Origin of the sequence: Halobaculum magnesiiphilum (assembly GCF_019823105.1) — an archaeon.
Lineage (GTDB): Archaea > Halobacteriota > Halobacteria > Halobacteriales > Haloferacaceae > Halobaculum > Halobaculum magnesiiphilum.
Map to the genome: position 1 here is coordinate 1,269,693 of NZ_CP081958.1, position 26,996 is coordinate 1,296,688.

The window sequence follows — 26,996 nt, forward strand, 5'->3', positions numbered from 1 at the left end:
CCCTAAAGCGCGCCTCCGCGTCAATCCTCCCCGACGCTGCCGGGAACCGGCAACGCTTGCGAGCCCGCCGGCGCGCCGAGGGCACCGTCCGGGAACCGGACCGCCTCGCCCGCGACGGAACGGAACTCGCCGTCGACGATCCGCCCGACAGGGAGCCCCCGGACGGTCGCCGCCTGCCCACACCGAATGCACTGCCCGTACACGTCGGCCGTCACGGTGCGGCCGTCGACGCCCACGTCGGTGAAGCCCTCGACGACGTAGTCGGCGCACTCGCAGGCGCACACCGGGTCGTCGCCGCCGGCGACGCGCCACAGTTCGCTGACGCTGACCCGGCGTTCGTCGTTCACGGACACCCACGCGCCGTCGCTCGAGCACGCGGAGGGCGACGCTCATACCGTATCGAGGCGGTGGACGGACATACCCCCGTCGCCGGACGCAACGGCCGACGGTTCCGGTGACGCCGACGGCGACGAGGATCGCCAGCCTTCGCCCGGATCGCCGCGATCTTCTCGTCCCGGATAGCGGCAACAACATCCTCGACCGGGGAGCGTCGGTCACGCTTGACCGTGCGACGTGGCTTATGGTAGTGGGGTATCTGTAGTGTAGTGATGGCAGAACAGACGACCGACGACCGATACGGCGACGAAGAAGTCGACACCTCCCATCTCGACGATCTCGAGGACGGGTGCGGCTGCGCGGAGGTGTGGGAGCACCTCTCCGAGGACGAGGACGAGGACGCCGACGAGGCCGAGTAACGCGACCACGATCTTCTGTTGTCCGCGCCGTGGAGCGGCGAGCCGACGGCTCGTGGCACCGATCACACGACCCCGTAGACGAGCGTCGCCGTCGAACTCCGCGACACTGGGTCCGCCGGTCGGATCTCGGGAAACGAGTCCGCCGGCAGCGACCGCTCGACGGTCGAGGCATCCGCGAGAAGCATGCCGGGGGTGGGCTCCGAACCCACGATCTCCGCATGGCCCAGGTACGAGGCTCGGCGGGCCCCGTTGGGGCGGAGGCTTCCAAGGCGTTCCGCACCGAATCTCGAAACCCTATGAGTGCGGCGCTATGTCCAGCTAAGCCACCCCGGCTCACGTGGTCGTCGGGCGGTCGCACTCTTGAAGCTTCCCATCGCGAACCGGTGCGACACGCCGAACCACACGGCGGCGCCGCCCCGCGGATGCGACACCTCCGGCCGACGGCGTTCCGCCGCGCGACCGGCGTACCCGCCGGGTTTAAGCCACGGGGCGGGCGAAACGCTGGTATGAGTCTGCCGGAACTGGTCCGGGGAGAGCTGGGCGATGAGGACCCCGTCGCCCGCGTCCACCTCGGCGGGGACGACGAACTGTTCGTCACCCCGACCCGCACGCTGATCTACCGCGCGGAAGGGCTGCTCTCCGACGAGTCCACCGATGAGTTCCCCCACGACGCCGAGCGCGTCGCCGTCTCCGAGTCGCGTCGGAAGGCGAAGTTCACCCTCGAGTACGGGCTCGACGGCGAGCGCACGTTCTCGGTGCCGCGCGGCTCCCTCGACGAGGTCCTCCACCCCGTGCTCGCGGGCGTCCTCTCGGCGTCCGGGATCACCGACCCGGGCGAGACCGTCGAGCGCACCTTCCGCTTCTCGGAGCTCACGCTCGTCGTCACCTCCGCACGGCTTGTCAAGCACATCGGCGCGGCCGTCTGGGACGACGACTACGAGGAGTTCCACTACGACGACGTGACCGACCTCACCTTCGAGGAGGGGAGCGTCGCCACCACCCTGGTGCTCACCGTCGACGGGCGCCAGGAGCGGTTCAAGGCGCCCAGCGACAGCGCCCGGGCGATCAAAGAGCGCCTCACGAACGCGCTGTTGGCCCACTACGACGTGGACTCGCTGGAGGAGTTCCGCGCCCTCGCGGCGGCTGCCGACGGCGAGGACGACGCCGACGAGTCGGTCGACCGGACCGACTTCGGCGGCGGTCCCGACCCGCTGTCGGCAGAGCCCGCGGAGGTCGACACCGACGCCGGCACCCGCGAGGAGCCGCTCGCCGACGAGGAGGCCGCCGAGCCGCGCGCGGACGCCGCGGCCGGGGCGAGCGAGCAGTCGGGGACGGCCGGCACCGCGGGGACCGCGGCCGCGACGGGGATGCACAGGGACGCCGACGCGGTCGACGCGGCCGATCAGGAGACCGTCGACGCCGACGCCGCCGGAGCCGAGGCGGCCGAGCGCGACGGCTTCGGCGACTCCGGGTTCGAGCCTGCCGAACCAACCGACGACGTGGCCGAGGAGGTGGCCGCCCTCAGGGAACTCGTCGAGCGCCAGGGCGAGCAGATCGAACGCCAGACGGAACTGGTCGAACAGTTGATCGAGGAGCTGCGCCGCGGTCGCTGACCGCCGTCGTCCCGGACCTTCACTCCTCGCGCCCGGTCACCTTCCGGATACACGAGGAGCCGAACGGCCCGAGTTCCCCCGCGTCGAGCCGGACGAAGTGGCCGGTCGTGATCCCCGCCCCGCAGCGGCGACACGAGAAGTCGCCCTCCCGGCGGATCACCTGCGAGTCGAACCGGACGAACCCGGAGCCGTGGACCCGAACCACCGCGTCCTCGCGGTCGATGACTCCGCGGCGTTCCGCCTCATCGAGCACCTCACGGGTGACCGCGGGGCTCGTCGTTACGGTCTCCAGCCGGTCGATCAGTTCGGGGAGCGGGAGCTCGTCGTCCTCGAGGTGCTCCAGCAGCTCCACGCCGAGTGCGACCGTCTCCTCGCGAGTTCGGGCGGGCGTGTCGTCGTCCGAGGGCACGTCGGCCGCGGTTCGCCGCGGGCGCTGTTAAGCGTCTCGGGTGTCCCGGTGTCGAAGCGTCGCCCGGGGGCGCCGTCGGGACCTCGTCGGCGGCCGTGAGCCGCGACCGCGGGTCTTATTCGCGTGACGGCCCCAGTAGGGCCGTGAATCGTCGCGCGCTCGTCGGCGGCCTCGTCGCCGGCGCGGTGGTGGTCGCCGCCGTCCTCTCGTCCCCGAACGCCGTGTTCGACCGGATCGCGTGGGTCACCGCCGAGCCGTGGCGGCTCGTCGCAGTGCTGGCCGCGCTCGCGGTCGTTCGCCCGTTGCTCGCGTGGCCGGTGACGCTGTTGGCGGTCGTCGCCGGCTACGGCCTGGGCCTGTCGGCGATCCCGCTGTCGCTCGCCGCGATGGTGACGACCTCGGTCCCGCCGTACCTGTTCGCCAGACGCGGGCGCGACGCGGGCGACGCCCTCGCCGGCGGCGACAGGGTCTCGACGGCCGTCAACGGCCTCCTCGATCGCGCCGTCGGCGCCGGCGAGCGCGCCGTCTCCGTCGCCGGGGGCACCCGGTCGGTCGCCGCCTCCCGGCTCCTCCCGTTCCCCTCCGACGCCGTGTCCGTCGCCGCCGGGCTCGCCGGCGTCCGCGCCGGGCCGTTCGTTCTCGGGAGCGCCGTGGGGGAGCTCCCGTGGGCGATCGCCGGCACCGTCGCGGGCGCCTCCGCCGGGCGTGTCGCCGAGGTCGGACTCGACGGGGTGATCGACCCGTGGTTGATCGGGACGGCGGCGCTGGGCGGGCTCCTCCTGCTCGCGGGGCCGGCCTACCGGCACTACCGCTCGGCGTCGATCTGATCTGCGCTTGCGCTAGTCCGCCGGCTCGCGAGCCAGCAGTATCGCGTCCGTCCCGTCGTCGTAGAAGCCCGGGCGCCGTGCGGTGGGGCGAAACCCGAGAGACTCGTACAGGCGCCTCGCGCCGTCGTTGTCGGCGGCGACGAGGAGCGTGACGCTGCCGTCGGCGCGGGCGATGAGTTCCCGGAGGAGCCGGGTCGCTCGCCCCTCCCGCCTGTGGGCGGGATGGACGGCGAGCTCGGCGACGTGAACGCCGTCGCCGGCGACCGGGAGCAGGTACCCGACGACGGCGCCGTCGGCCGTCTCCTCGACGAGCGCGTCGCCGGTTCGCAGGGCGTGCGAGCGCAGCGTCGGGCTCGGCTCGCGGAGCAGTCGCTGCAGCGTTCGAATCGCCGGCTCGTCGGGCGGCCGCCCGGATCGAACCGTCACAGCGGCGAGAGCGGCGAGCACGCCGGGAACGGCGGCGCCTGGAGGACGATCGTCGCGACCGACGCGAGGGCGTCCACGACCGACGCGAGCGCCGCCGGCGACGGCGCCGCGGCGGCGCCGGTGGCGACCGAGAGGGCGACGGCCGCGAGCGCGCCCGACAGCGTCGCGAGCGTGTTCACCCCCTGGTTCCCGATCCGGTCGCCCTCGACGGTCGCGCCGAGCAGGCTGTCGACGGTCATGCCGACGAACCCGGCGCCGGTGACGGCGGCGGCCACGGGGACCGCGACCGTCGCGCTCGCGGCCGCCGGGACCGCGAGGCCGCCCGGCGTCGCGGACCCGCCCAGCGGCATCGCCAGCGCCGCGAGCGCGGCGACCAGCCCGGCCCCGGCGATCCCCGCGACCTCGCCCTGCCAGGTGACCGCCCCGTCGGTGCCGGGGTCGACCGGCCGCAGCGTCGTCACCAGCCGCGGCGCGTCGAACAGCCCGCCGAACTCCGAGGAGAGCGTGTCGGCCATCGCCGCCGCGACCGAGCCGGCGAACGCGAACGCGATCAGCGTCGGCACGGCGGTGTCCGGGAGGACCGCCCTGGCGGCCGCGAACGCCAGCACCGCACACAGCGCGACCCCGGCGTTGCCGAGGACGTTGCCGGCGCCGCGGGCGCCGTCGTTGCCCTCGGCGACGCCGCGGCTGTCCTTCTCCTCGAAGCGGAACTTCGCGGCGAGCCCGCCGATGGCGAAAAACGAGATGAGCACGAGGAACCAACCGAGCCCGCCGAGCACGACCGTCGCGAAGCTCAGCAATACGCCCGTCAACATCCCCGAGACGGACGCGGTCTCGAGCACGTACGAGACGACGCCGAGCCCGACGGTCAGCGCGAGCCCGACGGCCACGAGCGCCGGCGTGACGACGACCCCGCCGGCGGCGACGAGCGCCGACAGCAGCCACAGGAGGAACCCGACCGACACGACCACGATCGGGTCGTCCCGAGGGAACAGCACCGAGCGGAGGAGCGCGGCGACCAGCGCGGCCGTCGCCGCGAGGAAGACGTACGTCGGGAGCGCCCCGACGGCGAAGGACCCGGCGGCGACCGCGACGGCGGCTTGGCCGACCGTCGCGGCCGCGAACGCCGTGACGGTGAACGCGGTCGTCGTGGCGAACTCGTCGCTCGTGGACTCGCGGACGAACTCGCGGCCGAGGACGCCGTACGCCAGCGAGAGGACGCTCGCGGCGTACACGGTGACCGGCATCGGCGACTGCGGGAGCGCCGTCAACACGCCGAGGGCGGTCGCCGCGAGCGCGAACCCGGCGAGCCCGTTGAGGCGGCGGTCCTCGTAGTCGCCCGGCCGGGCGAACAGCTCGAAGAACCGACCCTCCTCGACGACGAACGCAGCGAGGACGGCGACGGCGGCGAAGGGCGCGGCGGCGGCCGGCCCCAGCGCCGGCGCGGCCAACACCGCGGAGGCGACGACGGCGAATCCCCCCGCACGCCGGAGTCGGTGTCTCACGCCGGGAGCTATCCCCGACGCACACTTAACGGTCCCGGGACGGCCGCTTCCCCCTGGAACGAAGGGCGAACGGTAACGCTTTCGGGCGCCCGGTCGAACGCTCGGGTCAGCAGTGGGACTCTACGACGCGTACCTCGGCGTACGCCACCGGCGCAACCCGGGCGACCCGCCCGCCCACGTCGCGCTCGTCATCACCGAGCGCGACCTGCTCGAACAGGGCGCCTACGACACGCTGGAGTCGTTCCTCGGCTGGGCGTTCGAGTACGGCGCCGAGCGCGTCACCGTCTCCGTCTCCGTGCTCGACGAGGCGGTCGTCGACACCCTCGCTCGCGAGCTGGCGGACGTTACCGCCCCCCGTTCGATCGCGGTTCGCACGCCCGACGACACCGCCCGCGCGGACGCGCCGATCCGGGTGAACATCGGCCTCGGCGGCAAGCGGGAGTTCGCCGCCGCCGTCCGCGACATCGCCGAGGCCGTCGAGGCCGGCGAGCTCGCCCCTGACGAGATCGCCGAGGCCGACATCGAGGACCGCCTGATCTTCCCCGAGGAGCCGGATCTGGTGATCAAGACGGGCGCCGAACGGCTCTCCGATTTCCTCATCTGGCAGTCCGTCTACTCGGAGCTGTACTTCACCGACGTGAACTGGCGGGACTTCCGGAAACGGGACTACCTGCGGGCGGTGCTGGACTACCAGAACCGCCAGCGGCGGTTCGGGAAATAACGGGAATTCTCCTATCAGTCCGCCGTCTCGCGGGTCCCCGCGCCGTCGACCTCCAGCGCCTCGGTCAACTCCTCGTCGGTCGCCTCGCCGGGCAGCCGCTCGCGCAGCCGCCCCGCGACCGTCCGCGCCTCGTCCAGCTCGACGGCCGCGAGCGACCGAACGAGCGCGGCCGCCCGCTTCGCGCGGGTGCGGCGCCACGACTCCTCGCGGGCCTCATACGTTCGAATGGAGCGCAGGAAGTCGACCTTCGAGAACTCCGGCCAGTACGGCGAGCAGAAGTACGCCGCCGCCTCGTTGCCGTTGGCGTGCCACGGGAGGAAGTTCGAGGTGCGCTCGTCGCCGCCCGTCCTGATGATGAGGTCCACGTCGCGGACGGGCCGGCGGTACAGCCGCGACTCCACCTCGGCGACGCCCACGTCGTCGGCCGCCAGATCGCCGTCGGCCACGTCGCGGGCGACCGCGCGAACCGCCCCGAGCAGTTCGTTGCGGCCGCCGTACGCCAGCGCGATGTTGAGCGTGAACTCGTCGTAGCCGGCGGTCCGGCCCTCGGCGTACTCGACCGCGTCGCGAACGCGGGAGGGCAGCCGTTCCACGTCCCCGAGCGCGCGGATGCACACGCCCTGCTCGTGGACGCGGTCGGCGTCGGCGAACTCGCGGAGCTTGTCCTCCAGCAGGTCGAACAGCGTCTCCCGCTGTTCGGCCGGTCGGTCGAAGTTCTCCGTCGAGAAGGCGTACAGCGTGAGCTCCTCGATTCCGAGGTCCGCACACCAGTCGAGCACCCGCTCGGTCGTGTCGGCCCCGGCGTGGTAGCCGTCGTGCGCGTCGTCGCCGCGGCTGCGGGCGTACCGGCGGTTCCCGTCCTGGATGATGGCGACGTGGTCGGGCCCCTCGCCGATCTCCCGGCGCAGCACGCGCTCGTAGGTACTGTCGAACAGGGTCGCGAGACGCGAGCGCAGGGTCACTACCGATAGTGTGTCGGCCAGGGAATATGTGTCTTGTGAGAGCCCGGACGACACGCGAATGACGCGCGGACGGTACGCGACCGACGCACAGCGTCAGTCGGCGCCCCCGGCGTCGTCGCCGGCGACCGATTCCAGCACCTCCACCTCGCCGGTGAGCTGCCGGTGGACGTACGGCATGTCGATGCCCTCCTCGTCGAAGCGCTCCTTCACCGCCTGCACGTACTCCGAGCGGACGCGCACGAAGTCGCTGCGGTCGGGCTCGTCGATCCAGAAGCGGCTCTGCAGCCCGACCGCCGAGTCGCCCAGTTCGGTGACCCGCACCGACGGCGCCGGGTCGTCGAGGATCCCGTCGATCCCCTCGGCCTCCTCGAGGATGCAGTCGGTCGCGTGGTCGATGTCGTCGCCGTAGCCGATGCCGAAGACGAACTTCTGGCGGAGCGTGTCGTAGGCGACGGGGTTGGTGATCGCGTTGTTCGCGAGCTCGCCGTTCGGAACGGTGACGCGCTCGTTGTCGAAGGTGCGGACGCGCGAGACGCGCAGGTCGATGTCCTCGACGCGCCCGGCGTTGTCGTTCCACTCGATCCAGTCGCCCACCTCGAAGGGCTTGTCCTTGATGATGAACACGCCGGCGACGAAGTTGCCGACGAGGTCCTGCGCGGCGAAGCCGACCGCGAGCGCGAGCGCGCCCCCGAGCGTCGCCGCCGCGGTCAGGAACCGGGGGAAGCCGGCGCTCATGAAGCCGATCGACAGCGCGAGGACGACGACGATCACACCCATGAGGCTGTCGACGAGGCTCAACACCGTCCGGTCGAACCCCCGCCGGTCCAACACCCGACGAACGAGCGGGATCAGCACGAACCGACCGACGAGGTACGTCACGACGAAGCCGACGAGGAACCCGATCACGTTCGTCAGGTAGCCGGAGAACGTGTCGACCAGGCCATCGAGGGTCGTCTGCAACACGACGGAATGCATCAGTCGGGCCAGCGTTGGGCGGTATCTGGTAAGAACCTGCCGGCCACCCGAATACGACGCTCGACGCCTGCGGGCGGTCGGTCGCGCACCGACGCCGGCGGCCAATTCCTCGCTCGCCTACGCCGACAGCGGCCCCTCGCGACGGGCGACCGCGCGGAAGCGCTCGCCGTGGACGCCCCCGTCGGCGAGGGCCTCCGGGATCCGCTCGTGAAGCCACGACCCCGGCGCGGGCTCGCCGTCGAAGCCGTCGCGGCGATGCTCGGCGGGGAGGTAGCGCTCGTGGGTCGGGAGCCGCTCGTACAGCGGGACGCCGCCCGCCTCCGCGACCGCGCGGAGTTCCTCCAGCGCGGGCCACGCGTAGTCGGGATTGACGTAGTCGTCCGTCACCGGCGAGACGCCGCCCAGGTCGTCGACGCCGCAGTCGAGCAGGTCGCCGACGGGTGCGAGGTTCGGCGGCGACTGCACCGACACCGCCGCGGGCAACGCGGCGCGGGCCATCGCGGTCACCCGCCGCATCGTGTCGGTCGAGGGCGCGTCGTAGTCGGAGCGCTCGTTGGGCACGACGGGCTGAATTATCACCTCCTGCACGTGGCCGTACCGCTCGTGGAGGTCGCGGATCGCCAGCAGCGACTCCGCCCGGTCGCGCCAGTCCTCGCCGATACCGACGAGGATCCCCGTCGTGAACGGCACCCGGGCCTCCCCCGCTGCGCGGATCGTGTTGAGCCGCTGGCCCGGCGTCTTTCGCCGGCCGCCGGCGTGGGCGGCCACGTCCGCGGTCGTCTCCAGCATCACGCCCATCGAGGCGTTCACCTCGCGCAGGCGACGGAACTCCGATTCCGTCAGGTCGCCGGGGTTCGAGTGCGGGAGCAGCCCCTCCTCCAGGGCGATCTCGCAGGCGCGCTCGTGGTAACCGACGATCGAGTCGTAGCCCCACTCGGCCAACTGGTCGTGGATCGCGGTGTAGCGCGCGTCCGGCTTGTCGCCGAAGGTGAACAGCGCCTCCGTGCAGCCGGCGTCGGCGCCGACGCGACACCGCTCTCGTACCTCCTCGGCCGACAGGAGGCTCGCCTCGCCGGGCACGTCGTAGTAGGTGCAGTACGTGCAGGTGTAGCGGCAGGCGGTCGTCAGCGGGACGAACACGTTCCGGGCGAACGTCAACTCGGAGGCGGCGGAGACGTCCGCGGGGCCGACGGACAGCAGGCGCTCGACGTCCTCGTCGGCGACCGTCACGTCGAGGTCGTACTCCGCGGCGCCCGGGAACACGCCGTGAGGTCGCCGACCGAGGGGCAAAAGCGAGTCGGTCGCGGGGAAGGCGTCGGGGATCAGGCGAGGAAAATGGAGGGAGGGGGCGAACCGCCGCGGCGACGACCCGAACCGGGCGTGGCGACGGCGACGCGTCCGAGCCACGGCGGTGGCGCGCGGCGGTCGCGCTCCGTCGCGACCGCGAGCGCGCGAGGGACGAGTACCGCAGCGACCGCAGGGAGCGAGGAACGCAGTCGGCTGGGGAGGAAGTGGCTGTCACGTGACGGTGCCTGTACCCGATCGGCCGGCTCGAACCGAACCTCCCCGTCGACTCGAACCGAACCTCCCCGTCGACTCGAACCGAACCTCCCCGTCGACTCGAACCGAACCTCCCCGTCGACTCGAACCGAACCTCCCCGTCGACTCGAACCGAACCTCCCCGTCGACTCGAACCGAACCTCCCCGTCGACTCGAACCGAACCTCCCCGTCGACTCGAACCGAACCTCCACGCCGACTCGAACCGTAACTCGGCGCCGACTCGTACCAGAACTCCACGCGGTCGCCGACAGTCACGACTCGACTCGATCCACGACACGGATCCGCCACCACAACCGATACCCGGCGCGCGGCCGAGTGAAAGAGCGATGACCGACATCGACACCACCGACGTCGAGGGCCCCCACGGCGGACAGCCCGTCCGCCACGCCGGCGCCGACCTCGCCGACGCGAACGCGGCGGTCGTGATGGTCCACGGCCGCGGCGCGACCGCCCGCAGCATCCTCGGGATGGCCGGGGAGTTCGGCACCGACTCGGTCGCCTACCTCGCGCCCGCGGCCGCCCGCAACACCTGGTACCCCCACTCGTTCATGGAGGAGACGACGAGGAACCAGCCGTACCTCGACTCCGCGCTCGCGTTCGTCGGGCGCGTCGTCGACGCCGCCGCCGACGCCGTCGGCCGCGAGAAGGTGCTCCTGCTTGGTTTCTCGCAGGGCGCCTGCCTCTCCTCGGAGTGGCTCGCGCGCAACGCCGACCGCTTCGGCGGCCTCGTCGCCTTCTCCGGCGGACTCATCGGCCCGGAGGGCACCCCCCGCGAGTACGACGGCGACCTCGACGGCACGCCCGCGTTCCTCGGCTGCTCGGACGTGGACCCGCACATCCCGCTGGAGCGCGTGAAGGAGACCACCGAGGTGCTGGAAGGGTTGGGCGCCGACGTGGACGAGCGCATCTACGAGGGCATGGGCCACGGCGTCAACGAGGACGAGCTGAACGCCGCGAAGGGGATGGTGACGAGCCTCGAACTCGCCGGCGAGTAGGCGAACGCGGGCGTCGTCTCCCGCTTCGTCGGGGTCCTCGATCGGGGTCGGCTGGCGCCTCGGATCGTGCGGGAGTTGATTCCACGGCGACGGATACGGACGAACGATTCAACATTCCGTTCCGCGCTCGCCGGCCGGCTTTCCCTGGAGGAACGGGGGGAGATCGCATAGATGAGAGTGAACGAGTTCGAGGAGCGGTTCGACCTCTTTCCATCGAGGACCGTTCCGTATCGTCCGCTCGGCTTCGTTCCACTCGATGTACCCGACCGTTTCCAGTTTGGGGAGATGGACATGATACAGTTCGATACTCCGCTTCGCTGTCTCGTCCGGATCGAGACGGGAGTAGTTGATCGAGTTTCCTTCCCCGGAGGTCACTTCCTCGTAGAGTTCGAAGAGCAACCGACGGCGATATGAATGAGCCAGTACACGTAGCGCACGGTCCGTTTCTTCTGCACAAGGCCTGTGCCCCAGCATATTCAGAGTGTTAGTAGAGAATCATAATATTCTTTGGTGTATTTTTCAGCTATCGGCGGGTGAACGGCAGAGGTCTCCCAACTACGTCCATCGGTCACCGATCAGGATAGCTATCGAGGAGAGGATCGCAGCGACCACCGCAACGATCCCGAAGAGATAGTATGGATTTGCGAAGTCGGGACCGGTGAGGAAGAGAACCAGTACGAACGACGAACCGAGCAAAACGATCTGCGCCGCCCGGATGCTGGGGTCGTACTGACTGAGGACGTAGGTCCGGAGATCACTCAGCATACCAAGGTATTGCGCCCATCATTTCATAGTCCTTTGGGGTTCGCGAAATCAACAGGAACAGACGTTCTACTCGGGGGCATTCTGGAAGGAGACCGGGCACGATAGATACAGCAGACAAGCCCCCCGCGAGCGAGCGCGGCGAGCGAGCGGGCCGACGACCGAGCGGAAGGCGGCTCCGCCGCCTGAAGTCGTTCGAAAGGCGCGAAGCGCCTTTCGTGATGCTGCCGGAACGCTCCGCGTTCCGGCCGCCGACCAGACGCCGCCGGCGTCTGGTAATGACGAGAGACGGCTTCGCCGTCTCTCGAACCACGAGGAGGAGTGCGTTTGCTCCGGCGTTTGCCGAGGACCGGCGAAGCCGGAGCGCAGCGCAAAAGTGGGTGACAGTAGCCATCTACCCCTTCCATCGCCTCACGTCCGTCGAACCGAGACAGTCGAGGCTCCCGCCCCGTCTACACCTCCCGCACGACCGTCACCCGGCCGTCCCCCGTTGCCAGCCGGAACCCCGCCTCGACCAGCCAGTCACGTGCGGCGCCGTCGCCCGCGAGCAACACTTCCGCCAGGTCCTCGCGCTCGTCGATGTCGGTCGCGAGCCGCCGCGAGTCGACCTCGCGAACGCTCGCGCCGAGATCGCGAGCCGCCCGGAGGTGATCGAGGACCGAGGCGCCGTGGTAGTCGACCCGGAACTCCGGATGGCGGACGAGCAGCGCGTTCGTCCCGCCGCCGCGACCCGGCGCGATGACAACGTCGGCGGAGCCGCGGAGTCTCGCGAGCGCCCGCGGCGTCGCCAGCGCGAGATCCGCCATCACGATCGCCAGCGGCGACTCCGGGCCGGGGTCGTGCGCGTCGAGGGCGGCGTTGACCGCCTCGGTGAGCGGGCGGTCGTCGACCGTCTCGGGCACGTCGCGGCCCGTCGGCTCGGTCGTGAGCACGCGCGGCGCGAAGCCCGCCACCTCCAGCGCCGCGAGCACGTCGGTCACCATCGCGTCGGCGAAGTCGCGTCGCTCCGCGGGCGAGAGCGTGTCCGACAGCCGCGTCTTCGGGCGGTCGGGCGAGAACGGAACGAGCGCGTCGACGTGGTCGGTCACGAAAAGCGGTCGCCGGCCGGGTCAGCCGAGCTTGTCGTAGCCGTCCCCGCGATTGCGCAGGAACAGCACGACGCCGCCGGCGACGACGCCGAGCACGACCAGTCCGACGACGCCGTACATGATCAGCTGGGTGCGCTGTTGGCTGCTCTCGGCCTGGTTGGCCTCGCTTTCGGCGCGCTCGGCCAGCGAGGCGGCGTTGTCGAAGTTACCCGCCTCGTAGGCGTCGACCGCGCTGTCGAACGACTCCTCGGCGGTCTCGGGGTTGCCCGCGGCGTCGATCGCCTCGCGTGCGGAGTCCATCGCCTCACGGGCCTCCCGGCTGTCGGCGGTGTAGTGGGTCGCCGACCGGTTCGTCAGCTCGTTCGAGGTGCCGCCCTCCCGGGTCTGGTCCAGCGCGAGCAGCGTGAACGACTGCTGCGGGTCGTAGCTGTACGCCTCGACGGCCGGCACGGTCCCCGTCACGCGGACGCGGACCTCGGAGGTCCCCTCGTCGATGTCGACGGTCGCGCCCGAGAAGTTCTGCCCGTCGTACGACTCCTGGCGCACCTGGTTGCCCGCCTGGTTCAGGAACGTCACCGTCCAGGTCACGTTCCGGAGCTCGGTCTGGCCGGCGAGCTGCCACGTCTCGTAGGTGTCGTACAGCTCGGTCAGCGTCACCGTCGCCGTCACCTGCGAGTCCACCTCGCCGCTGTCGGGCACGTCGGTCTCCTGGACGGACACCGCCGCCGCCGGAGCGACCGCCGCGATCAGGAGGGCGAGAACCGCGAGGACCGCAGTGAGCTCAGAACAGCGATTCAAGCTCGTCCTCGTCATCGCTGATGAGGCTGTCGAGGTTGTCCTGACTCTCCTGTTGGATGTCGTCGATGTTGTCCTGGGCCTCGATGGCGACCTGCTGGAGCTCCTTGATCCGCGGGACGTTCGTGACGCCCGACAGCAGGATCACACTCGCGACGAAGCCGGAGCCGCTGACGGGGTAGTCGCCGCCGCGGACCTCCATCGAGCCGGTCTGCTCCTCGAGCCACTTGCGGCCGCGCTCGATCCCCTTGCGGTTGAGGTGCTCGGGCGGACCGGCCATGACCAGCAGCGCGCGCTCGGTGCCCTCGATCTCACACGGGAGCGTGAGACGACCCAGCGCCGCCTTGCGCACGAGCGAGGTGATCCGGTTGGTCGTGTGGGCCGTGTCCAGGTCCTCGTCGCCCGCGTCGCCGGTGAGCCGCGAGAGCAGCCCGCCGCCGCCGGCGGTCTCCTCGACCTCCTCGCTGGCGTAGCCGACCGTCGAGACGCCGCCCCCGGACAGCGTGTTGATGATCTCGCTGGAGTCGACGACGGATTCGGCGACCTCCTGGCCCTGGTCGATCTCGCCGGCGCCGAACAGGATGCCGAACCGCTTGACGATCTCCTCGTTGATCTCGTCGTAGCCGCCGGAGACCGACTCCCCGGTCTTGCGCCACGCGTCGTTGTCGAACACCATGAGGTTGTCCACCTCACGGACGAACGTCTGGAACGAGCGCGCGGCGTTGAGCGTGTAGATACCTCCCTCGTCCGAGCCCGGCAGGACGCCGAGTCCGTAGACGGGTTCGGTGTAGATGCGCTTCAGGTGCTTCGCGAGCACCGGCGCGCCGCCGGAGCCGGTCCCCCCGCCGAGCCCGGCGATGACGAGGAACGCGTCGACCTCGTGAACCGGGATCGAGTCGATGGCCCCCTGCACCTCGTCGATGTCCTCCTCGGCGACCTCCGCGCCGAGCTCGTTGTCCGCGCCGACGCCGTGTCCCTTGACACGGGACTGCCCGATGAGCACCCGCTGATCCTGCGGGATCTCCTCGAGCCCCATGAGGTCCGCCTTGGCCGTGTTGACCGCGACCGCCGCACGCACGATGTCGCTGCCCGTGCGCTGGTCGTATTGGACGAACTTGTCGACGATCTTCCCCCCCGCCTGACCGAATCCGATGAGTGCCAGTTTCATACGTCTCCCCTCCTCATTACGCCAGATTCAGAGAGAGAACGGTGATAAACCTTCTGATGGGGCTATCAGTGACGAGACCCCGAGCGCGTCGCGAACTGCGGAAAATCGCAAGCAAGCGCCGGTGTTGAGTTCATGTAAATCCGTTTATATTGTAGCGAACCGGACGAGTGTATGACACATTTATCCCTTGCGGTCGGCCGGTTCAACGTGGAGACCCTTTCGGCCGAACGACGGTCCCCGCGGCGTTCGGGCGCGCCACGCGCCCGTTCACGCGGTGACGGTCGAGTCGGCCGCGTCCGTCGTCTCCGTCGCCAGCCCGAGGTACTCCTCGAACGACTTCAGGTCCGCCTCCGCGACGCCGAAGGCGCCCACGTCGTTGTCCGAGACGACGTTGTCGATCCGCAACGACCGGTACTGATCTCGGCCCATCGGGAAGCCGACCGACCCGAGCACGGTGAGCCCGACCTTCGCCAGCCCCATCGGGAGCGGGACGACCGTGATCGACCGTCCCTCCGACTCGAACACTAGCTCGGAGATCTCCCGGAGCGTGAGCACGTCGGGACCGCCGAACTCGTACGTTCGGTCGGCGTGCTCGGCGTCGACGACGGCGTCGGCGAGCATCGGCACCAGATCGCCGACCCAGATCGGCTGGAAGCGGTTCCGGCCGCCGCCCGGGAGCGGGTACAGCGGAACGCCCGGCGCGAAGATCTCCTTCAGCCGCTTCGTGAAGTAGACGAACTCGTCCCCGTCGCCGAAGACGACCGACGGACGGACGATCACGTGTTCGAGTTCCGACTCGCGAACCGTCTCGTCGGCGCGCCCCTTCGCGCGGAGGAAGTGCGTCGGGGCGTCCGGATCCGCGCCCAGTCCGGACATCTGGACGAAGCGGTCGACGTCCGCCTCCGCCGCCGCGTCGAGGAGGTGCTCGGTCCCTCGTCGGTGAACGCGGTCGTGCATCTCGTCGCCGCCGTCGGGCTTGAACAGCGGCGACAGCGACACGAGGTTCACCACCGCGTCGGCACCCGCGATCGGACCGTCGAGGGAGTCGCGGTCGGTCACGTCGGCCGCCTTCGTGATGACGCCGTCGGGCAGGCCCGCGCCGGTCGGGTCGCGGGCGAGCGCGACCACGTCGTGGCCGCGCTGGTCGAGTTCCGTACACAGGTTCGTCCCGATGAAGCCGGTGCCGCCGGCGACGACTACGCGCATGCAGCGATCCACGGGCGGAATCACCCTAAAGGTGCGGACGCCGGCGGGGTGGTCCGGGACCGATCGTGTCGTCGTCGGTGCCGCCGGAAACGCGTCCACCCAGCGCCCCGAAACGCGACGCGACCCGGGCAGGGAGCGGCGCCTCCGAAACGGTTTTCCACCGGCCTGCCGCACCCTCAGTATGCCGACTGAACAAACCGGATACGACCCGTCGCTGGGTCGCAAGTTCATTTTCGTTACGGGCGGGGTGATGTCCGGCCTGGGGAAGGGGATCACCGCCGCCTCGACGGGGCGGCTTCTGGCCAACGCGGGCTTCGACGTGACCGCGGTCAAGATCGACCCGTACCTGAACGTCGACGCGGGGACGATGAACCCGTACCAGCACGGCGAGGTGTACGTGCTGAAGGACGGCGGCGAGGTCGACCTGGACCTGGGGAACTACGAGCGCTTCCTCGGCGTCGACATGACCTCCGACCACAACGTCACGACGGGCAAGACGTACCAGCACGTCATCGAGAAGGAGCGCGCCGGCGACTACCTGGGGAAGACGGTACAGGTCATCCCGCACGTCACCGACGACATCAAGCGGCGCATCCGCGAGGCCGCCGAGGGGAGCGACGTGTGTCTCGTCGAGATCGGCGGCACCGTCGGCGACATCGAGGGGATGCCCTACCTCGAGGCGCTCCGACAGTTCGCCCACGAGGAGGACGACGAGGACATCCTCTTCACCCACGTCACGCTCGTCCCGTACTCGAAGAACGGCGAGCAGAAGACCAAGCCCACCCAGCACTCGGTGAAGGAACTGCGCTCGATCGGCCTCCAGCCCGACATCCTCGTCGGCCGCTGTGACGACGAACTCGATCCCGAGACCAAGGAGAAGATCGCCCTGTTCTGTGACGTGCCCACCGAGGCCGTCTTCTCGAACCCTGACGTGGAGGACGTGTACCACGTCCCGCTCACCGTCGAGGAGGAGGGCCTCGACGAGTACGTGATGGACCGCCTCGGCCTCGCCGAGGAGGCGCTCGCGCCCGCCGAGCGCGAGAACACCTGGCGCGAACTCGTCACGCGCGAGCGCACCGGCGAAGTCGACATCGCGCTCGTCGGCAAGTACGACCTGGAGGACGCGTACATGAGCGTCCACGAGGCGCTCAAACACGCCGGCTTGGAGCACGGCGTCGACGTGAACGTCGTCTGGGTCGACGCCGACGAGGCCGACAGCGCCCATCGGGAGCGCCTGGAGTCGGCCGACGGCGTCGTCGTCCCCGGCGGCTTCGGCTCGCGCGGCACCGAGGGGAAGGTGGAGGCCGTGCGCTACGCCCGCGAGCACGACGTGCCCTTCCTGGGCCTGTGTCTCGGCTTCCAGATGGCCGTCGTCGAGCACGCGCGCAACGTCCTCGGCTGGGACGACGCCGACTCCGCGGAGTTCGAGCCGGAGACCCCGTATCCCGTCATCGATCTCCTGCCCGACCAGCACGACGAGGAGGACATGGGCGGGACGATGCGGCTGGGCGCCCACGAGACGGACATCGAGCCGGGCACGCTCGCCGAGCGCGTCTACGGCGACACCGCCTGCACGGAGCGCCACCGCCACCGCTACGAGGTGAACCCGAACTACATCGACGAGCTGGAGACGGAGGGGCTCGTCTTCTCCGGGAGCGCCGGCCCCCGGATGGAGATCCTCGAGCGCGACGACCACCCGTACTTCGTCGGCACGCAGTTCCACCCCGAGTTCCGCTCGCGCCCCGACCGCGCGTCGCCGCCGTTCGTCGGCCTGCTCGATGCGGTGCTCGACGGGACGGACCCGCGCGGGTCGGACGGCGGCGAGGACGAGTCGACGGACGACCGCGACGCCGTCGCCGACGAGGAGGTGACCGCCTGATGGTGAACGTCGAGGAGTTCATCGACGAGGCGACCGACGAGATCAGCGAGGCCGTCGGCGACGCGAACGCGATCATCGCCCTCTCGGGCGGCGTCGACTCGTCGGTCGCGGCCGCGCTCGCCTACCGCGCCATCGGCGAGCAGCTCACCCCGGTGTACGTCGACACCGGACTGATGCGCAAGGGCGAGACCGACCAGATCCGCGAGACGTTCTCCTTCATGGAGTCGCTGGAGGTCGTGGAGGCGCAGGACCGCTTCCTCGACGCCCTCGCGGGCGTCACCGACCCCGAGGAGAAGCGCCACGTCATCGGCGAGCAGTTCATCCGCGAGTTCGAGCGCGAGGCGACGGAGACGGACGCCCAGTACCTCGTCCAGGGGACCATCTACCCCGACCGCATCGAGAGCGAGGGCAACATCAAGTCCCACCACAACGTCGGGGGCCTGCCCGACGTGGTCGACTTCGAGGGCATCGTCGAGCCCGTCCGCGACCTCTACAAGGACGAGGTTCGCGAGGTCGCCCGCGCGCTCGACCTGGAGGCCGTCATCTCCGAGCGCATGCCGTTCCCCGGTCCGGGGCTCGCCGTCCGGATCATCGGCGAGATCACCGAGGAGAAGCTGGAGGTGGCTCGCGACGCGTGCCACATCGTCGAGGAGGAGGTCGCGGAGCACGACCCGTGGCAGGCGTTCGCCGCCGTCATCGGGAAGGCCACGGGCGTGAAGGGCGACAACCGGGTTCACGGCTGGGTCGTGTCGGTGCGCTCGGTCGAGAGCCGGGACGGCATGACCGCGCGGGCGCAGAACCTCCCGTGGGAGACGCTCCAGCGGATCCAGTCGCGGATCACCGGCGAGAACGACGACGTCGCGCGCGTCGTGTACGACGTGACCCACAAGCCGCCGGCGACCATCGAGTACGAGTAACTCGGTTCGGCCGTCCACCGTTTCTGGTCTTGCCGGCGGCGACTACCACGGATCGGAGACACGAAGCTTATCCCCGCCACCCGACTCACATCCGGTAATGACCGACATTTCCGCCGTCGTCGCCGGTCCCGACGCCGAGAACCTGGCCGAGGAACTCGAATCCCACGACGTTGCCGTCTCGCGCATCGACGGCGCCGTCACCGGCGGCACCCTCGAGGACGCCGGCATCGACGACGCGGCGCTGTTCGTCCTCACCGACCTCTCGGAGGCGACGGGCATCGCCGTCGCGAAGGAGCGCAACCCCGACGTGCGCGCGGTCGTCTACGCGACCGACTCGCTGCCGGAGTTCGTGCGGGGGCAAACCGATCTGGCGGTCGACCCGGACCTGCTCTCGGCGTCGGTCGTCGCCGACGAACTCGTCGCCGGCGCGTGAGCCGCGCCCCCGGTCGCGCGTGTCCCAGCCGCGGTCGATCCGCGCGTGAGCCGTCGCACCCCAAAGCGTTCGCTCCGTCCCGCGCCGCCGCGGCCGGCCGTCGGTGGTCCGACGGTTAATCGGGCTTAATTCGGGTTCACAGCGCTTCAAAACCCGGAACTCGAGTTCGTCGTTTACCCCCTTCTTTAGGTCGGGACGACAGGCGACGGTCGTGATGAACGCGACGAAGCTGCTCGCGGTCGCCCTGGCGACGCTCCTCGTGAGCGCCGGCGTGGGCGCGGCCGCGACGAGTACCGGAACAGGGGCGACGACCGCCGCGACCGACGCGTCCGTCGACGAGTACGAGGCCGACGCCTCCTACGAGAACGGGACGGCCACGCTCACCGTGAGCGCCAACGGAAGCGGCGTCGAGGGGCTGTCCGTCGTCCGTGACGACGAGTCGCTCGGCACCACCGACGACGACGGCTCGGTCGCGTTCGACGTGAACGCCTCCGAGACCGAGGAGGTCGAGCTCGACGTGACCGGCGAGAACGTCTCCGGCGAGGTCGAGCTCACCTTCGAGAACGGCTCGGTGACCGTCGAGGAGGCCGAGTTCGAGTCCGAGATCGACGAGGAGGAGGCGAACGAAACCGACGAGAACGTGACCGACCGTCGCGGTCCCGCGATCGGCCTGCCCGAGGACGCCTCGGACAACGCGAAGGCCGTGCTCTCGGCCATCAACGCGTACCTGAACGGCGAGTCGAACGCCAGCACGCTCGGCGAGGCCGTCAGCTCGGTCGCCGGGAACGGCCCCGACGGCGAGCGCGGCCCGCCCGCCGACGTGGGTCCCGACAGTGACGACGGGAACGAGAGCGACGACGGTGACGACCGCCGTGGTCCGCCCGAGGACGTCGGTCCCGACAGCGACGACGAGAACGAGACCGACGACGACGACCGCCGCGGTCCCCCCGAGGACGTCGGTCCCAACGGCGACGACGACGAGGACGACGACGAGGACGACGACGACGCCCGCGGTAACAACGGCACCGGGAACGGCAACGGTCGATAACCGGTAACGACCGGTCACGCCGGACGCACGCACCGACCGCGCGGACACGTTCCTTCGGGGACCAACCGCCGCGCGGTCGCGACCGAACGCCGGCCCATGTGCCGGCACACCACACTGACACACGCGACTGGGGGTCCCCGTACCCCCGGACCAGGGGTGAGAGAGGCACGACGGGACGGCCGACGACCGGGTCGACTCCACCGGGTCGACCGCGGTCGGATTGCCGATGGACGGCGGCGCCGCGCCACCACCGAACGGGACGGTTCTCTCGAGCGCGGCGTCGCCTGCGGAAGCGATCTCCCGGCAGCACACGCCGGGTCGCTTTTACTCCTCGACGGCGAGGGCCTCCCATGGCACTCGAACTCCTCGCGGACGCGCTGGAGGACCTCGATCCCGACGAGGGCGAGGTCGACACCGCCGAACTCGTCGTCACCGACGACGTGCTCGTGAAGCTGTTCGCGCTCGGGCCCGACGCCGAACTCGACACCCACGAACACGCCGACAGCACGAACGTCTTCCACGTGCTCGACGGCGAGGTGACCGTCCTCTGCGACGACGAGACGGAGGCGGTGGCGGCGCCTGGCGTGGTTCTCCACGAGCGGGGCGACGTGCACGGCGCGCGAAACGAGACGGACGAGGTGGTCGCCTTCACCGCGAGCCTCTGTCCGCTGCCGGGGAGCGGCTGAGACGACCGCGCCGGGCTGACGGCGCCGTCGCTACGCCGACGGAGCGACCGGCGAGAACGGAGAAGTCGCGAGCGACGTTACTCGATGAGGACGGCGTTGACCTGGCCCGTCTGGCCGGGTCGGGAGGTGACGCGTGCCTCGCCCTCGCTGGTGGCGATGACGGCGCCCTTCGTGATGATGTTCCGGCGGACGTAGTTCACGTTCGAGGGGTTCTCCTCGACGCCCTCGATCTCGGCCTCGACGGTCTCCTCGCCGGTGGCGACCTGCGCGACGTTCGTCGAGAGCGCGCGGGTCTTCTCCTCGGTGCCGCGCGAGTCGATGACGCGGAACCGGGGCTCGCCGACGGTCGTCTCGGCGGGCTCGCGGCCGAGCTCGTGTCGCTTCTTGTTGCTGGAGGGTCGTCGGAGGCCGCCGGTCCGCTTGCGCTTCCTGCGTCCGCTCTGGTCTTTCATAGCGGGTAAAACCCCGTGCGGCTACTTGAATCGCTCGAATCGGATCTCGCCGTCCTACCGCTCGTCGGCGTCCTCGACGCCGGCGTCGGTGATCCGGAACCGGGCGGACTCGCCGGCGGCCTGCGAACGGTGTTTCTCCAGCGTCGCCCGTCGGTTGCCGCCGCGGAACCGCTCCAGCCGGAGGATCACGCCCGTCCAGTGCTCCAGCGTGTTGCCGCCGAGCGGCCGGTCGCGGTCGGCGTCGGGGTCGGTGAACACCTGGTTCGTCACGAGCGCCGCCAGGTCGTGTTTGCGCGACAGCGACAGCAGATGGGTGACGTGACGCGCGACCTCGCGGACGGACTCGCCGCCGCGTGAGTCCTCGGTGCGCTCCAGCCGGTAGAACCCCGTCGCGGAGTCGAGGACGATCAGGTCGACACCGTCGGCCAGCTCCGAGGCGTCTTTCACCGCCTCGCCCTGCTCGGCGAAGCTCATCGCCTCGCTCACGACGAGCCGGCCGGCGACCTGCTCGACCGGCTCGTCGGAGCGCGCCTCCGCGATGTCGCGAAAGCGGGTCATCGAGAGGTCCTCGGTGTCGATATAGAGGACCGAGCCGCCGTCGGCGGCGACCTCGACGGCCGCCGTCAGCGCGAGGTTCGTCTTCCCCGACGCCGGCGGGCCGTACAGTTGGGTGACGACGCCGCGCTCGATGCCGCCCCCGAGGAGGTCGTCGACGGCGTCACTGCCGGTCGTGAGGAACTCGGACACGGGCGGTGGTGGGTCGGCACCACGCAAAAACCTCCCGAGTGCGGGGCGAGCGATGGCGGGCCCCCGCCCGGGCGAAGTGGCCGCGCTCAGTCGTCGCCGCTGGCGGGACCGCCGCGCTCGTCGACGTACTCGAAGCCGTCGCCGTCGGTCATCGCCACGCCGGAGTCGCCGGCGCCGCCCCCGCCGACGGTTCCGTCGTCGGCGACGTTCGCGTCGCTGCCACTGGGATCGGTGCCGACCGCCGCATCGTCGTCGACTCCGACATCGTTGTCAACTCCGGCATCGTCGCCGACCGCGGCATCGTCGCCGTCGACAGCGCCGCCGCCCGCATCGCCGGACACGTCGAACCGGGCGACGAGTTCGCGCAGTTCCTCGACCCGCGCCGAGAGCGTCTCGGCGGACGCGCTCACCTCCGTGACTGCGGCGGTCTGCTCCTGGGCGGACGCGGCGGCGCTGTCGACGTCGGCGCTGGTGCGCTCACCGATCTCGGCCACCTCCTCGGCCATCGTCACGACCTCCTCGGTGGTCGCCGCCTGGTCGTCGGTGGCCGCGTCGATCGACGCGACGCCGTCGTTGGCGTCGTCGATCCGCTCGCCCACCGTCTCCACGGCGTCGAGCGCCTCCTCGACCACCTCGACGCCGTCGTCGACGACCTCCTCGGTCGCGGCCATGTCGTCGGCCGCCGTCGTCGACGCCTCCCGCAGCGCCTCGATCCGGGCGGCGATCTCGTCGGTCGCGTCGCTCGTCTCCTCGGCGAGGTTCTTCACCTCGTCGGCGACGACGGCGAACCCGTCGCCCTCCTCGCCGGCGCGGGCGGCCTCGATCGAGGCGTTGAGCGCGAGCAGGTTCGTCTGCTCGGCGATCCCGTCGATCATGTCGACGACCTCGGTGATCTCGGCCATCTCGTCGGCGACCCGGTCCACCTCGTCGGCGGTCCGGTCCGTTCGGTCCGCGACGGCGGTGAACGCCTCCAGCGCGTCCTCGGCGGCGTCGCCGGCGTCGTCGGCGCTGTCGGCGGCCTCCGCCGAGAGGGTGGACACGTCCGCGGCGGTCGCGGCGATCTCCTCGACGGTGGCCGAGAGGCCGCTCATCTCGCCGCTGACCTCGCTCAGTCGCTCGGCCTGCTCGTCGCTCGCGCCGGCGACGTCGGACATCGCGCGGCTGACCGAGGCGCTGGCGTCCTCGATCTGGTCGGCGCCGGCGGCGACGGCCGCGGCGCGCTCGTCGGCCTCGTCGGCGAACGTGCGGACGGTGCCGACGGTGTCCTCGAGGTCGTCGACCATCCGGTTGAACGAGGCGGCGATCTCCTCGAGCGCCTCGATGTCGGCGTTCTCGTCGAGCCTGACGGTGAGGTCGCCGTCGGCGGCCCGCTCCATCGCGTCGCCGTACTCGGTCGCGCGGCGCTCCAGCGAGTCGGCCAGCGCCTCGGCCTCCGCTTTCGCGTCCGCGGCCCGCTCGCGTTCCGTCTGCGCCTGCTCGATCCGGTCGGACAGATCGTCGCGCATGTTCCCGAAGGAGCCGTACAGCGTGCCGATCTCGTCGATCCGGTCCGTCGACACGGACACGTCGAGGTCGCCCGAGCCGAGCGCCCGGGCGCGGTCGCTGAGGTCGTCGAGCGCGTCGCCGGTCGGCTTGGCGATGACCACACCCGCGAACAGGAACCCCGCGAGGGCGGTGGCGACGAGCAGGAGGATGTTCTGTCGGACGCCGGCGGCGACCGCGTACGCGCCCTCCGCCGGGACGTGCACCGACATCACCCACGTGGTCCCCGGAACGCGGGCGTACGAGACGACGAGATCGCGGTTCAGCGAGTCCTCGATCGCGGCGTCCTCGGTGACCACCTCGTTTCCGTCGAGCGCTCGCTGGAACTCGGTGCCGGTGGCGCCGAGGTACGACCGGCTGATCGCGTCGGGATCGTCGGCCATCACCACGATGCCGTTGTCGTCGACGACGCGAACGAACCCGCCGTCGACGGGCGTGGAGAAGCCCTCACCGACCGCTCGCGTGTCGGCGACCAGCACCACCGCGCGGTCGGGCGCGGAGGGGACCGCGCTGACGAAGCCGATCAACGGTCCGTCGTTCGTCCGGTACACCGACGACGTGGCCGTTCGGTCGGCGGAGGCGGGGACCACCGCCGGCGCCCACGCGAGCGATCCCTCCGCGAGGGACGCGCCCTCGAGGTCCGAGTCGCTGGACGCGAGCACGGTCTCCTCGTCGGTGTCGATGTAGTGGATCGCGTGTACGTCGTTCGGAAGGGCCCGAAGCTCCGTGGTGAACACCGGCCGGAGCTTCGCGGTGTTGCCCTCGCGAACGTCCTGATACTCGGAGATCATCCGCACCGCCGTGCTCCGCTGGCTCATCCACTCGGAGAGCCCGTCGGCCTCGGATGTCGTCACCGTCGTCAGGTCGTTCCTGACGTTCTCCTGGAGGTCCGCGGTCGTCGACGAGACGGCGTACGCGCCGACGCCCCCCGTCGCGAGGATCAACACCAACAGCACCGTCGCGAACTTGCGAACGATCCCGCGACGTATCACGTCCGGGACCAGTCGGGCACCTACCGAACGCTCGGAACGATCCGTCATCTTATTTCGACCTTCTCCATCCCACGCTTAACAGTAGCCCCGCAGGTATCACACCGGAGAATCAGTGGCGGCGGCCGGCGTCACCGTCAAGCCGACGAGCGCCGTACGTGCGGGCGAGTGATCGTAGTCGTCACCGACGATTTCGCCCTGTATCACGCCGCGGTCGCCGAGCTACGCGAGCGCGGCGCGACGTTCACCACCCGCGAGCCCGGCGGGGATCTGCCCGAGCGCGCGGCGGTCGTCATCTCCGCACCCCACGACGACCTCGGCCTCCGCGACGACTCGATCGAGCACGTCACCACGACCCCCGACCGCGTCCGCGACGGCGTCGAGGAGGCGCTCGGCGGGCTCCGCGAGACCGACGGCCGGACCGTCGTCGGCGTCGACCCGGGCGAGCAGCCGGGGATCGCCGTCCTCTCGGGCGACACGGTGGTCGCCGCGTACCACGTCCCGTTGGGCGAGGCCGTCGACACCGTGCTCGCGGCGGTCGACGAGGAGCCGGACGCGCTGGTGCGCGTGGGCGACGGGGACCGCCTCCGGAGCGCACGGGTCGTGAACGGACTGGAGGACGTGTCCGTCGAACTCGTCGACGAGTCGGGGACGACGCCGACGCTCGGCCGCGGCGCCGGCGGGAAGGGGATGGCCGACGTGCTCGCGGCCGTCAACATCGCCCGGATGGAGGGAGACCCGGTCGAGACGCGCGCGGTCGAGCCGACCGCCGGCGAGATCCAACGGATCAAAAACGAGTCGCGCGACCGGTCGAGCGGCGATCTCACCGTGAGCGAGGAGCTGGCCCGCGAGGTCGCCCTCGGCGAGCTGACGCTCGCGGAGGCCATCGCCGAACAGCGCGACGGCTGACCGTCGTCGGACGGCGTGTCGGCCGACCCTCGCCGACGGACGGAGAGCGGACGCGGCTCAGTCCCGACCGACGAACACCGTCTTCACCCGCGCGCCACACGTCGGACAGCACAGCGTCTGCCACGCGTCGGCATCGAGGCCGCCCATCGTCTCGGTTCGGGTCGCCTCGGCCGATGTGAACTCGGCCCCGCAGTTGTCGCAGGTGTAGTCCGCCCCCTCGGTCATCGATCGTCGGCAGTCGGATCCGCCAGTCGCTCGCGGGCGAGCGCCTCCGCGCGGCGGAGCACCTCCCGAACGGGGACGCCCGCCTCGCGCGCGGCCGCCGCGGCGTCGTCGTACTCGGCGCTCACGTCGTACACGTCGCCGTCGGCGTCGCTGGCGACCTTGACCGGGATCTCGTGGGGGGCGCCGTCCTCCGCAAGCGCGAGTTCGACGGTCTCGAAGCGACGCTCGGCGATCCAGCGGTGGCTCGCGCCGCCCTCGCGAACGCCGAGCGTGCCGGTCTCCTCGGCGAGCCGGCGGGCGACGCGGTCGGCGTCCTCGGGCCGGCAGATCACCTTCACGAGATGGCCCGGACGCGACTTCTTCATCGTCGCCGGGAGGATCGACACGTCGCGGGCGCCCGCGTCGGCGAGGGTGTCCTGGAGGCCGCCGAGCACCTCCGGGGCCGCGTCGTCGAGGTTCGTCTCCAGCACGGCCACGTCGTCGCGGACGAGCCCCGAGCGCTCGGCCTCGCCGACGACCGCCCGGAGCACGTTCGGGCGGTCGGGGAACGTCCAGCCGCCGGCGCCGTACCCCGACTCCTCGACCCGAAGCGAGGGGAGCCGCTCGACGCCCTCGGCGTACTGGGCGAGGATCGCCGCGCCCGTCGGCGTGAGCAGCTCGGCGTCGACGGGACCGCCGCGCAGCGACCAGTCGGCGCGCTCGGCGATCTCGACGACCGCGGGCACCGGGACCGGGTAGACGCCGTGGCTGAAGTCGACCTCGCCGTCGCCCGTCGCGAGCGGCGTCGTCACCACGCGGTCGGGGTCGAGGTCGTCGAACAGCAGGCACGCGCCGACCACGTCCGCGATCGCGTCGTCGGCGCCGACCTCGTGGAAGTGCGTTCCCTCCAGATCGGTTCCGTGAACCGACGACTCCGCCTCGCCGAGGATCTCGAACGTCGCGAGCGCGTCCGCCCGGACCGACGCCTGGAGGTCCATCCCCTCGACGACCTCGACGACCTCGGCGTACGTGCGCTGGGGGCCCTGGCCCTCCGCGTTGTGGTCGTGATCATGGTCGTGGCTGTGGTCGTGGCTGTGGTCGTGGTTGTGATCGTGGTCGTGACTGTGATCGTGGCTGTGGTCGGAATCGTCGCCGTGGGTGTGATCGTGAACCGGTTCGTCGCCGTGGGCGGGATCGTCGTCGGCACCGAGGTGTCGCACCCGAGCGCGGGTGCTCGCGATGCCGTTCCGCTCGGTCGGTTCGAACTCGTAGCGCACCGGGAGCGCGTCCCCCACGGGCGCGAGCACGTCGGGCTCGGCGCCGGCGGCGACGAGCGCGCCGAGGATCATGTCGCCGGCGGCGCCCATCCGGCCGTCGAAGGCGATCGTTCGCATGGTCGTCCGATCGCCCCGGGTCGTGAAG

Annotated in this window: 28 protein-coding genes, 1 tRNA gene and 1 pseudogene; 11 read left to right on the forward strand and 19 right to left on the reverse strand. The window is 70.8% G+C overall.

Going from position 1 to position 26,996, the window contains the following annotated elements; all coding sequences use genetic code 11:
* Positions 1-20 precede the first annotated feature (20 nt).
* A pseudogene (locus K6T50_RS06390) lies at positions 21-393 on the reverse strand (DUF8134 family protein).
* Positions 394-608: 215 nt separating this feature from the next.
* Between K6T50_RS06390 and K6T50_RS06395 the strand changes: the two are divergent.
* On the forward strand, positions 609-755 hold the full coding sequence (locus tag K6T50_RS06395) for a hypothetical protein (RefSeq protein ID WP_222608562.1): 147 nt from the start codon (positions 609-611) through the stop codon (positions 753-755).
* Positions 756-939: 184 nt separating this feature from the next.
* On the opposite strand, the gene K6T50_RS06400 is transcribed toward K6T50_RS06395, so the two are convergent.
* Positions 940-1,088 (reverse strand) — tRNA-Met (locus tag K6T50_RS06400).
* A 173-nt stretch (positions 1,089-1,261) separates the two neighbouring features.
* Here K6T50_RS06400 and K6T50_RS06405 point away from each other — a divergent pair.
* On the forward strand, positions 1,262-2,368 hold the full coding sequence (locus K6T50_RS06405; protein ID WP_222608563.1) for a DUF7115 domain-containing protein: 1,107 nt from the start codon (positions 1,262-1,264) through the stop codon (positions 2,366-2,368).
* A gap of 19 nt (positions 2,369-2,387) precedes the next feature.
* On the opposite strand, the gene K6T50_RS06410 is transcribed toward K6T50_RS06405, so the two are convergent.
* Complete coding sequence (locus K6T50_RS06410) at positions 2,388-2,777, reverse strand: DUF5830 family protein (protein ID WP_222608564.1); 390 nt, start codon at positions 2,775-2,777, stop codon at positions 2,388-2,390.
* Between the two features lie 143 nt (positions 2,778-2,920).
* On the opposite strand from K6T50_RS06410, the gene K6T50_RS06415 reads away from it, so the two are divergent.
* Entirely contained in the window at positions 2,921-3,604 is a 684-nt protein-coding gene (locus tag K6T50_RS06415) for a TVP38/TMEM64 family protein (RefSeq protein WP_222608565.1), read from the forward strand.
* 12 nt (positions 3,605-3,616) lie between these two features.
* Here K6T50_RS06415 and K6T50_RS06420 read toward each other — a convergent pair whose 3' ends face one another.
* Both K6T50_RS06420 and K6T50_RS06425 read right to left on the reverse strand, forming a co-directional pair.
* Positions 3,617-4,030 (reverse strand): GNAT family N-acetyltransferase, encoded by a 414-nt coding sequence (locus K6T50_RS06420; RefSeq protein ID WP_225935382.1) that lies wholly within the window; start codon positions 4,028-4,030, stop codon positions 3,617-3,619.
* On the reverse strand, positions 4,027-5,535 hold the full coding sequence (locus K6T50_RS06425) for a DUF92 domain-containing protein (RefSeq protein ID WP_222608567.1): 1,509 nt from the start codon (positions 5,533-5,535) through the stop codon (positions 4,027-4,029). Before K6T50_RS06425 ends, K6T50_RS06420 begins: the two co-directional genes overlap by 4 nt.
* A 112-nt stretch (positions 5,536-5,647) precedes the next feature.
* Between K6T50_RS06425 and K6T50_RS06430 the strand changes: the two genes are divergently transcribed.
* A complete protein-coding gene (locus tag K6T50_RS06430) occupies positions 5,648-6,256 on the forward strand; it encodes an undecaprenyl diphosphate synthase family protein (protein ID WP_222608568.1) in 609 nt (202 codons plus the stop codon).
* A 14-nt stretch (positions 6,257-6,270) separates the two neighbouring features.
* Here K6T50_RS06430 and uppS read toward each other — a convergent pair whose 3' ends face one another.
* The 3 genes from uppS to cofG form a co-directional block, all read right to left on the reverse strand.
* A complete protein-coding gene (gene uppS / locus K6T50_RS06435; protein WP_222608843.1) occupies positions 6,271-7,212 on the reverse strand; it encodes a polyprenyl diphosphate synthase in 942 nt (313 codons plus the stop codon).
* Between the two features lie 99 nt (positions 7,213-7,311).
* Positions 7,312-8,193: a mechanosensitive ion channel family protein gene (locus tag K6T50_RS06440; protein WP_222608569.1), complete on the reverse strand. Its 882-nt coding sequence runs from the start codon at positions 8,191-8,193 to the stop codon at positions 7,312-7,314.
* Between the two features lie 117 nt (positions 8,194-8,310).
* A complete protein-coding gene (gene cofG, locus K6T50_RS06445) occupies positions 8,311-9,456 on the reverse strand; it encodes a 7,8-didemethyl-8-hydroxy-5-deazariboflavin synthase subunit CofG (protein WP_222608570.1) in 1,146 nt (381 codons plus the stop codon).
* 624 nt (positions 9,457-10,080) lie between these two features.
* Here cofG and K6T50_RS06450 point away from each other — a divergent pair.
* Positions 10,081-10,749, forward strand: coding sequence for an alpha/beta hydrolase (locus K6T50_RS06450; RefSeq protein ID WP_222608571.1), 669 nt, complete (start codon positions 10,081-10,083; stop codon positions 10,747-10,749).
* Positions 10,750-10,857: 108 nt separating this feature from the next.
* Here K6T50_RS06450 and K6T50_RS19265 read toward each other — a convergent pair whose 3' ends face one another.
* From K6T50_RS19265 to K6T50_RS06480, 6 genes are all read right to left on the reverse strand, one after another.
* Positions 10,858-11,223 carry a DUF7344 domain-containing protein gene (locus tag K6T50_RS19265; RefSeq protein ID WP_425601399.1) on the reverse strand — a complete coding sequence of 122 codons (366 nt, stop codon included), beginning with the start codon at positions 11,221-11,223 and terminating at the stop codon, positions 10,858-10,860.
* 81 nt (positions 11,224-11,304) lie between these two features.
* A complete protein-coding gene (locus tag K6T50_RS06460; RefSeq protein ID WP_222608573.1) occupies positions 11,305-11,514 on the reverse strand; it encodes a hypothetical protein in 210 nt (69 codons plus the stop codon).
* A gap of 449 nt (positions 11,515-11,963) precedes the next feature.
* Entirely contained in the window at positions 11,964-12,599 is a 636-nt protein-coding gene (gene cofC, locus K6T50_RS06465; RefSeq protein ID WP_222608574.1) for a 2-phospho-L-lactate guanylyltransferase, read from the reverse strand.
* A 21-nt stretch (positions 12,600-12,620) separates the two neighbouring features.
* Positions 12,621-13,412 (reverse strand): hypothetical protein, encoded by a 792-nt coding sequence (locus K6T50_RS06470; RefSeq protein ID WP_222608575.1) that lies wholly within the window; start codon positions 13,410-13,412, stop codon positions 12,621-12,623.
* Positions 13,381-14,562, reverse strand: coding sequence for a tubulin/FtsZ family protein (locus tag K6T50_RS06475; RefSeq protein WP_222608576.1), 1,182 nt, complete (start codon positions 14,560-14,562; stop codon positions 13,381-13,383). The genes K6T50_RS06470 and K6T50_RS06475 overlap by 32 nt, the downstream gene beginning before the upstream one ends.
* Before the next feature lie 267 nt (positions 14,563-14,829).
* The gene (locus K6T50_RS06480) at positions 14,830-15,768 is read right to left on the reverse strand and encodes a complex I NDUFA9 subunit family protein (protein ID WP_222608577.1); all 939 of its coding nucleotides are present in this window, start codon (positions 15,766-15,768) and stop codon (positions 14,830-14,832) included.
* Positions 15,769-15,949: 181 nt separating this feature from the next.
* Here K6T50_RS06480 and pyrG point away from each other — a divergent pair, with 181 nt between their 5' ends.
* From pyrG to K6T50_RS06505, 5 genes are all read left to right on the forward strand, one after another.
* Positions 15,950-17,647 carry a glutamine hydrolyzing CTP synthase gene (gene pyrG / locus K6T50_RS06485; protein ID WP_222608578.1) on the forward strand — a complete coding sequence of 566 codons (1,698 nt, stop codon included), beginning with the start codon at positions 15,950-15,952 and terminating at the stop codon, positions 17,645-17,647.
* Positions 17,647-18,564 carry a glutamine-hydrolyzing GMP synthase gene (gene guaA / locus K6T50_RS06490; protein ID WP_222608579.1) on the forward strand — a complete coding sequence of 306 codons (918 nt, stop codon included), beginning with the start codon at positions 17,647-17,649 and terminating at the stop codon, positions 18,562-18,564. The genes pyrG and guaA overlap by 1 nt, the downstream gene beginning before the upstream one ends.
* A gap of 97 nt (positions 18,565-18,661) precedes the next feature.
* Positions 18,662-18,997 (forward strand): DUF7126 family protein, encoded by a 336-nt coding sequence (locus K6T50_RS06495; RefSeq protein WP_222608580.1) that lies wholly within the window; start codon positions 18,662-18,664, stop codon positions 18,995-18,997.
* Positions 18,998-19,211: 214 nt separating this feature from the next.
* Positions 19,212-20,045 (forward strand): hypothetical protein, encoded by an 834-nt coding sequence (locus K6T50_RS06500; RefSeq protein WP_222608581.1) that lies wholly within the window; start codon positions 19,212-19,214, stop codon positions 20,043-20,045.
* A gap of 350 nt (positions 20,046-20,395) precedes the next feature.
* Positions 20,396-20,731 (forward strand): cupin domain-containing protein, encoded by a 336-nt coding sequence (locus K6T50_RS06505; protein WP_222608582.1) that lies wholly within the window; start codon positions 20,396-20,398, stop codon positions 20,729-20,731.
* Positions 20,732-20,808: 77 nt separating this feature from the next.
* Here the strand turns inward: K6T50_RS06505 and K6T50_RS06510 are convergent, their stop codons facing one another.
* The 3 genes from K6T50_RS06510 to K6T50_RS19065 all read right to left on the reverse strand — a co-directional run bounded on the left by K6T50_RS06510 (position 20,809) and on the right by K6T50_RS19065 (position 24,512).
* Complete coding sequence (locus tag K6T50_RS06510) at positions 20,809-21,183, reverse strand: 30S ribosomal protein S8e (protein ID WP_222608583.1); 375 nt, start codon at positions 21,181-21,183, stop codon at positions 20,809-20,811.
* 54 nt (positions 21,184-21,237) lie between these two features.
* Complete coding sequence (gene radB / locus K6T50_RS06515) at positions 21,238-21,930, reverse strand: DNA repair and recombination protein RadB (protein ID WP_222608584.1); 693 nt, start codon at positions 21,928-21,930, stop codon at positions 21,238-21,240.
* A gap of 86 nt (positions 21,931-22,016) precedes the next feature.
* Complete coding sequence (locus K6T50_RS19065) at positions 22,017-24,512, reverse strand: methyl-accepting chemotaxis protein (protein ID WP_222608585.1); 2,496 nt, start codon at positions 24,510-24,512, stop codon at positions 22,017-22,019.
* Positions 24,513-24,629: 117 nt separating this feature from the next.
* On the opposite strand from K6T50_RS19065, the gene K6T50_RS06525 reads away from it, so the two are divergent.
* Positions 24,630-25,370, forward strand: coding sequence for a RuvC family protein (locus K6T50_RS06525; protein WP_222608586.1), 741 nt, complete (start codon positions 24,630-24,632; stop codon positions 25,368-25,370).
* A gap of 57 nt (positions 25,371-25,427) precedes the next feature.
* Here the strand turns inward: K6T50_RS06525 and K6T50_RS06530 are convergent, their stop codons facing one another.
* Both K6T50_RS06530 and larC read right to left on the reverse strand, forming a co-directional pair.
* Positions 25,428-25,595, reverse strand: a complete 168-nt coding sequence (locus K6T50_RS06530) for an FmdB family zinc ribbon protein (protein WP_222608587.1) — start codon at positions 25,593-25,595, stop codon at positions 25,428-25,430.
* Positions 25,592-26,968 (reverse strand): nickel pincer cofactor biosynthesis protein LarC, encoded by a 1,377-nt coding sequence (gene larC / locus K6T50_RS06535; protein WP_222608588.1) that lies wholly within the window; start codon positions 26,966-26,968, stop codon positions 25,592-25,594. Before larC ends, K6T50_RS06530 begins: the two co-directional genes overlap by 4 nt.
* Positions 26,969-26,996: the final 28 nt, after the last annotated feature.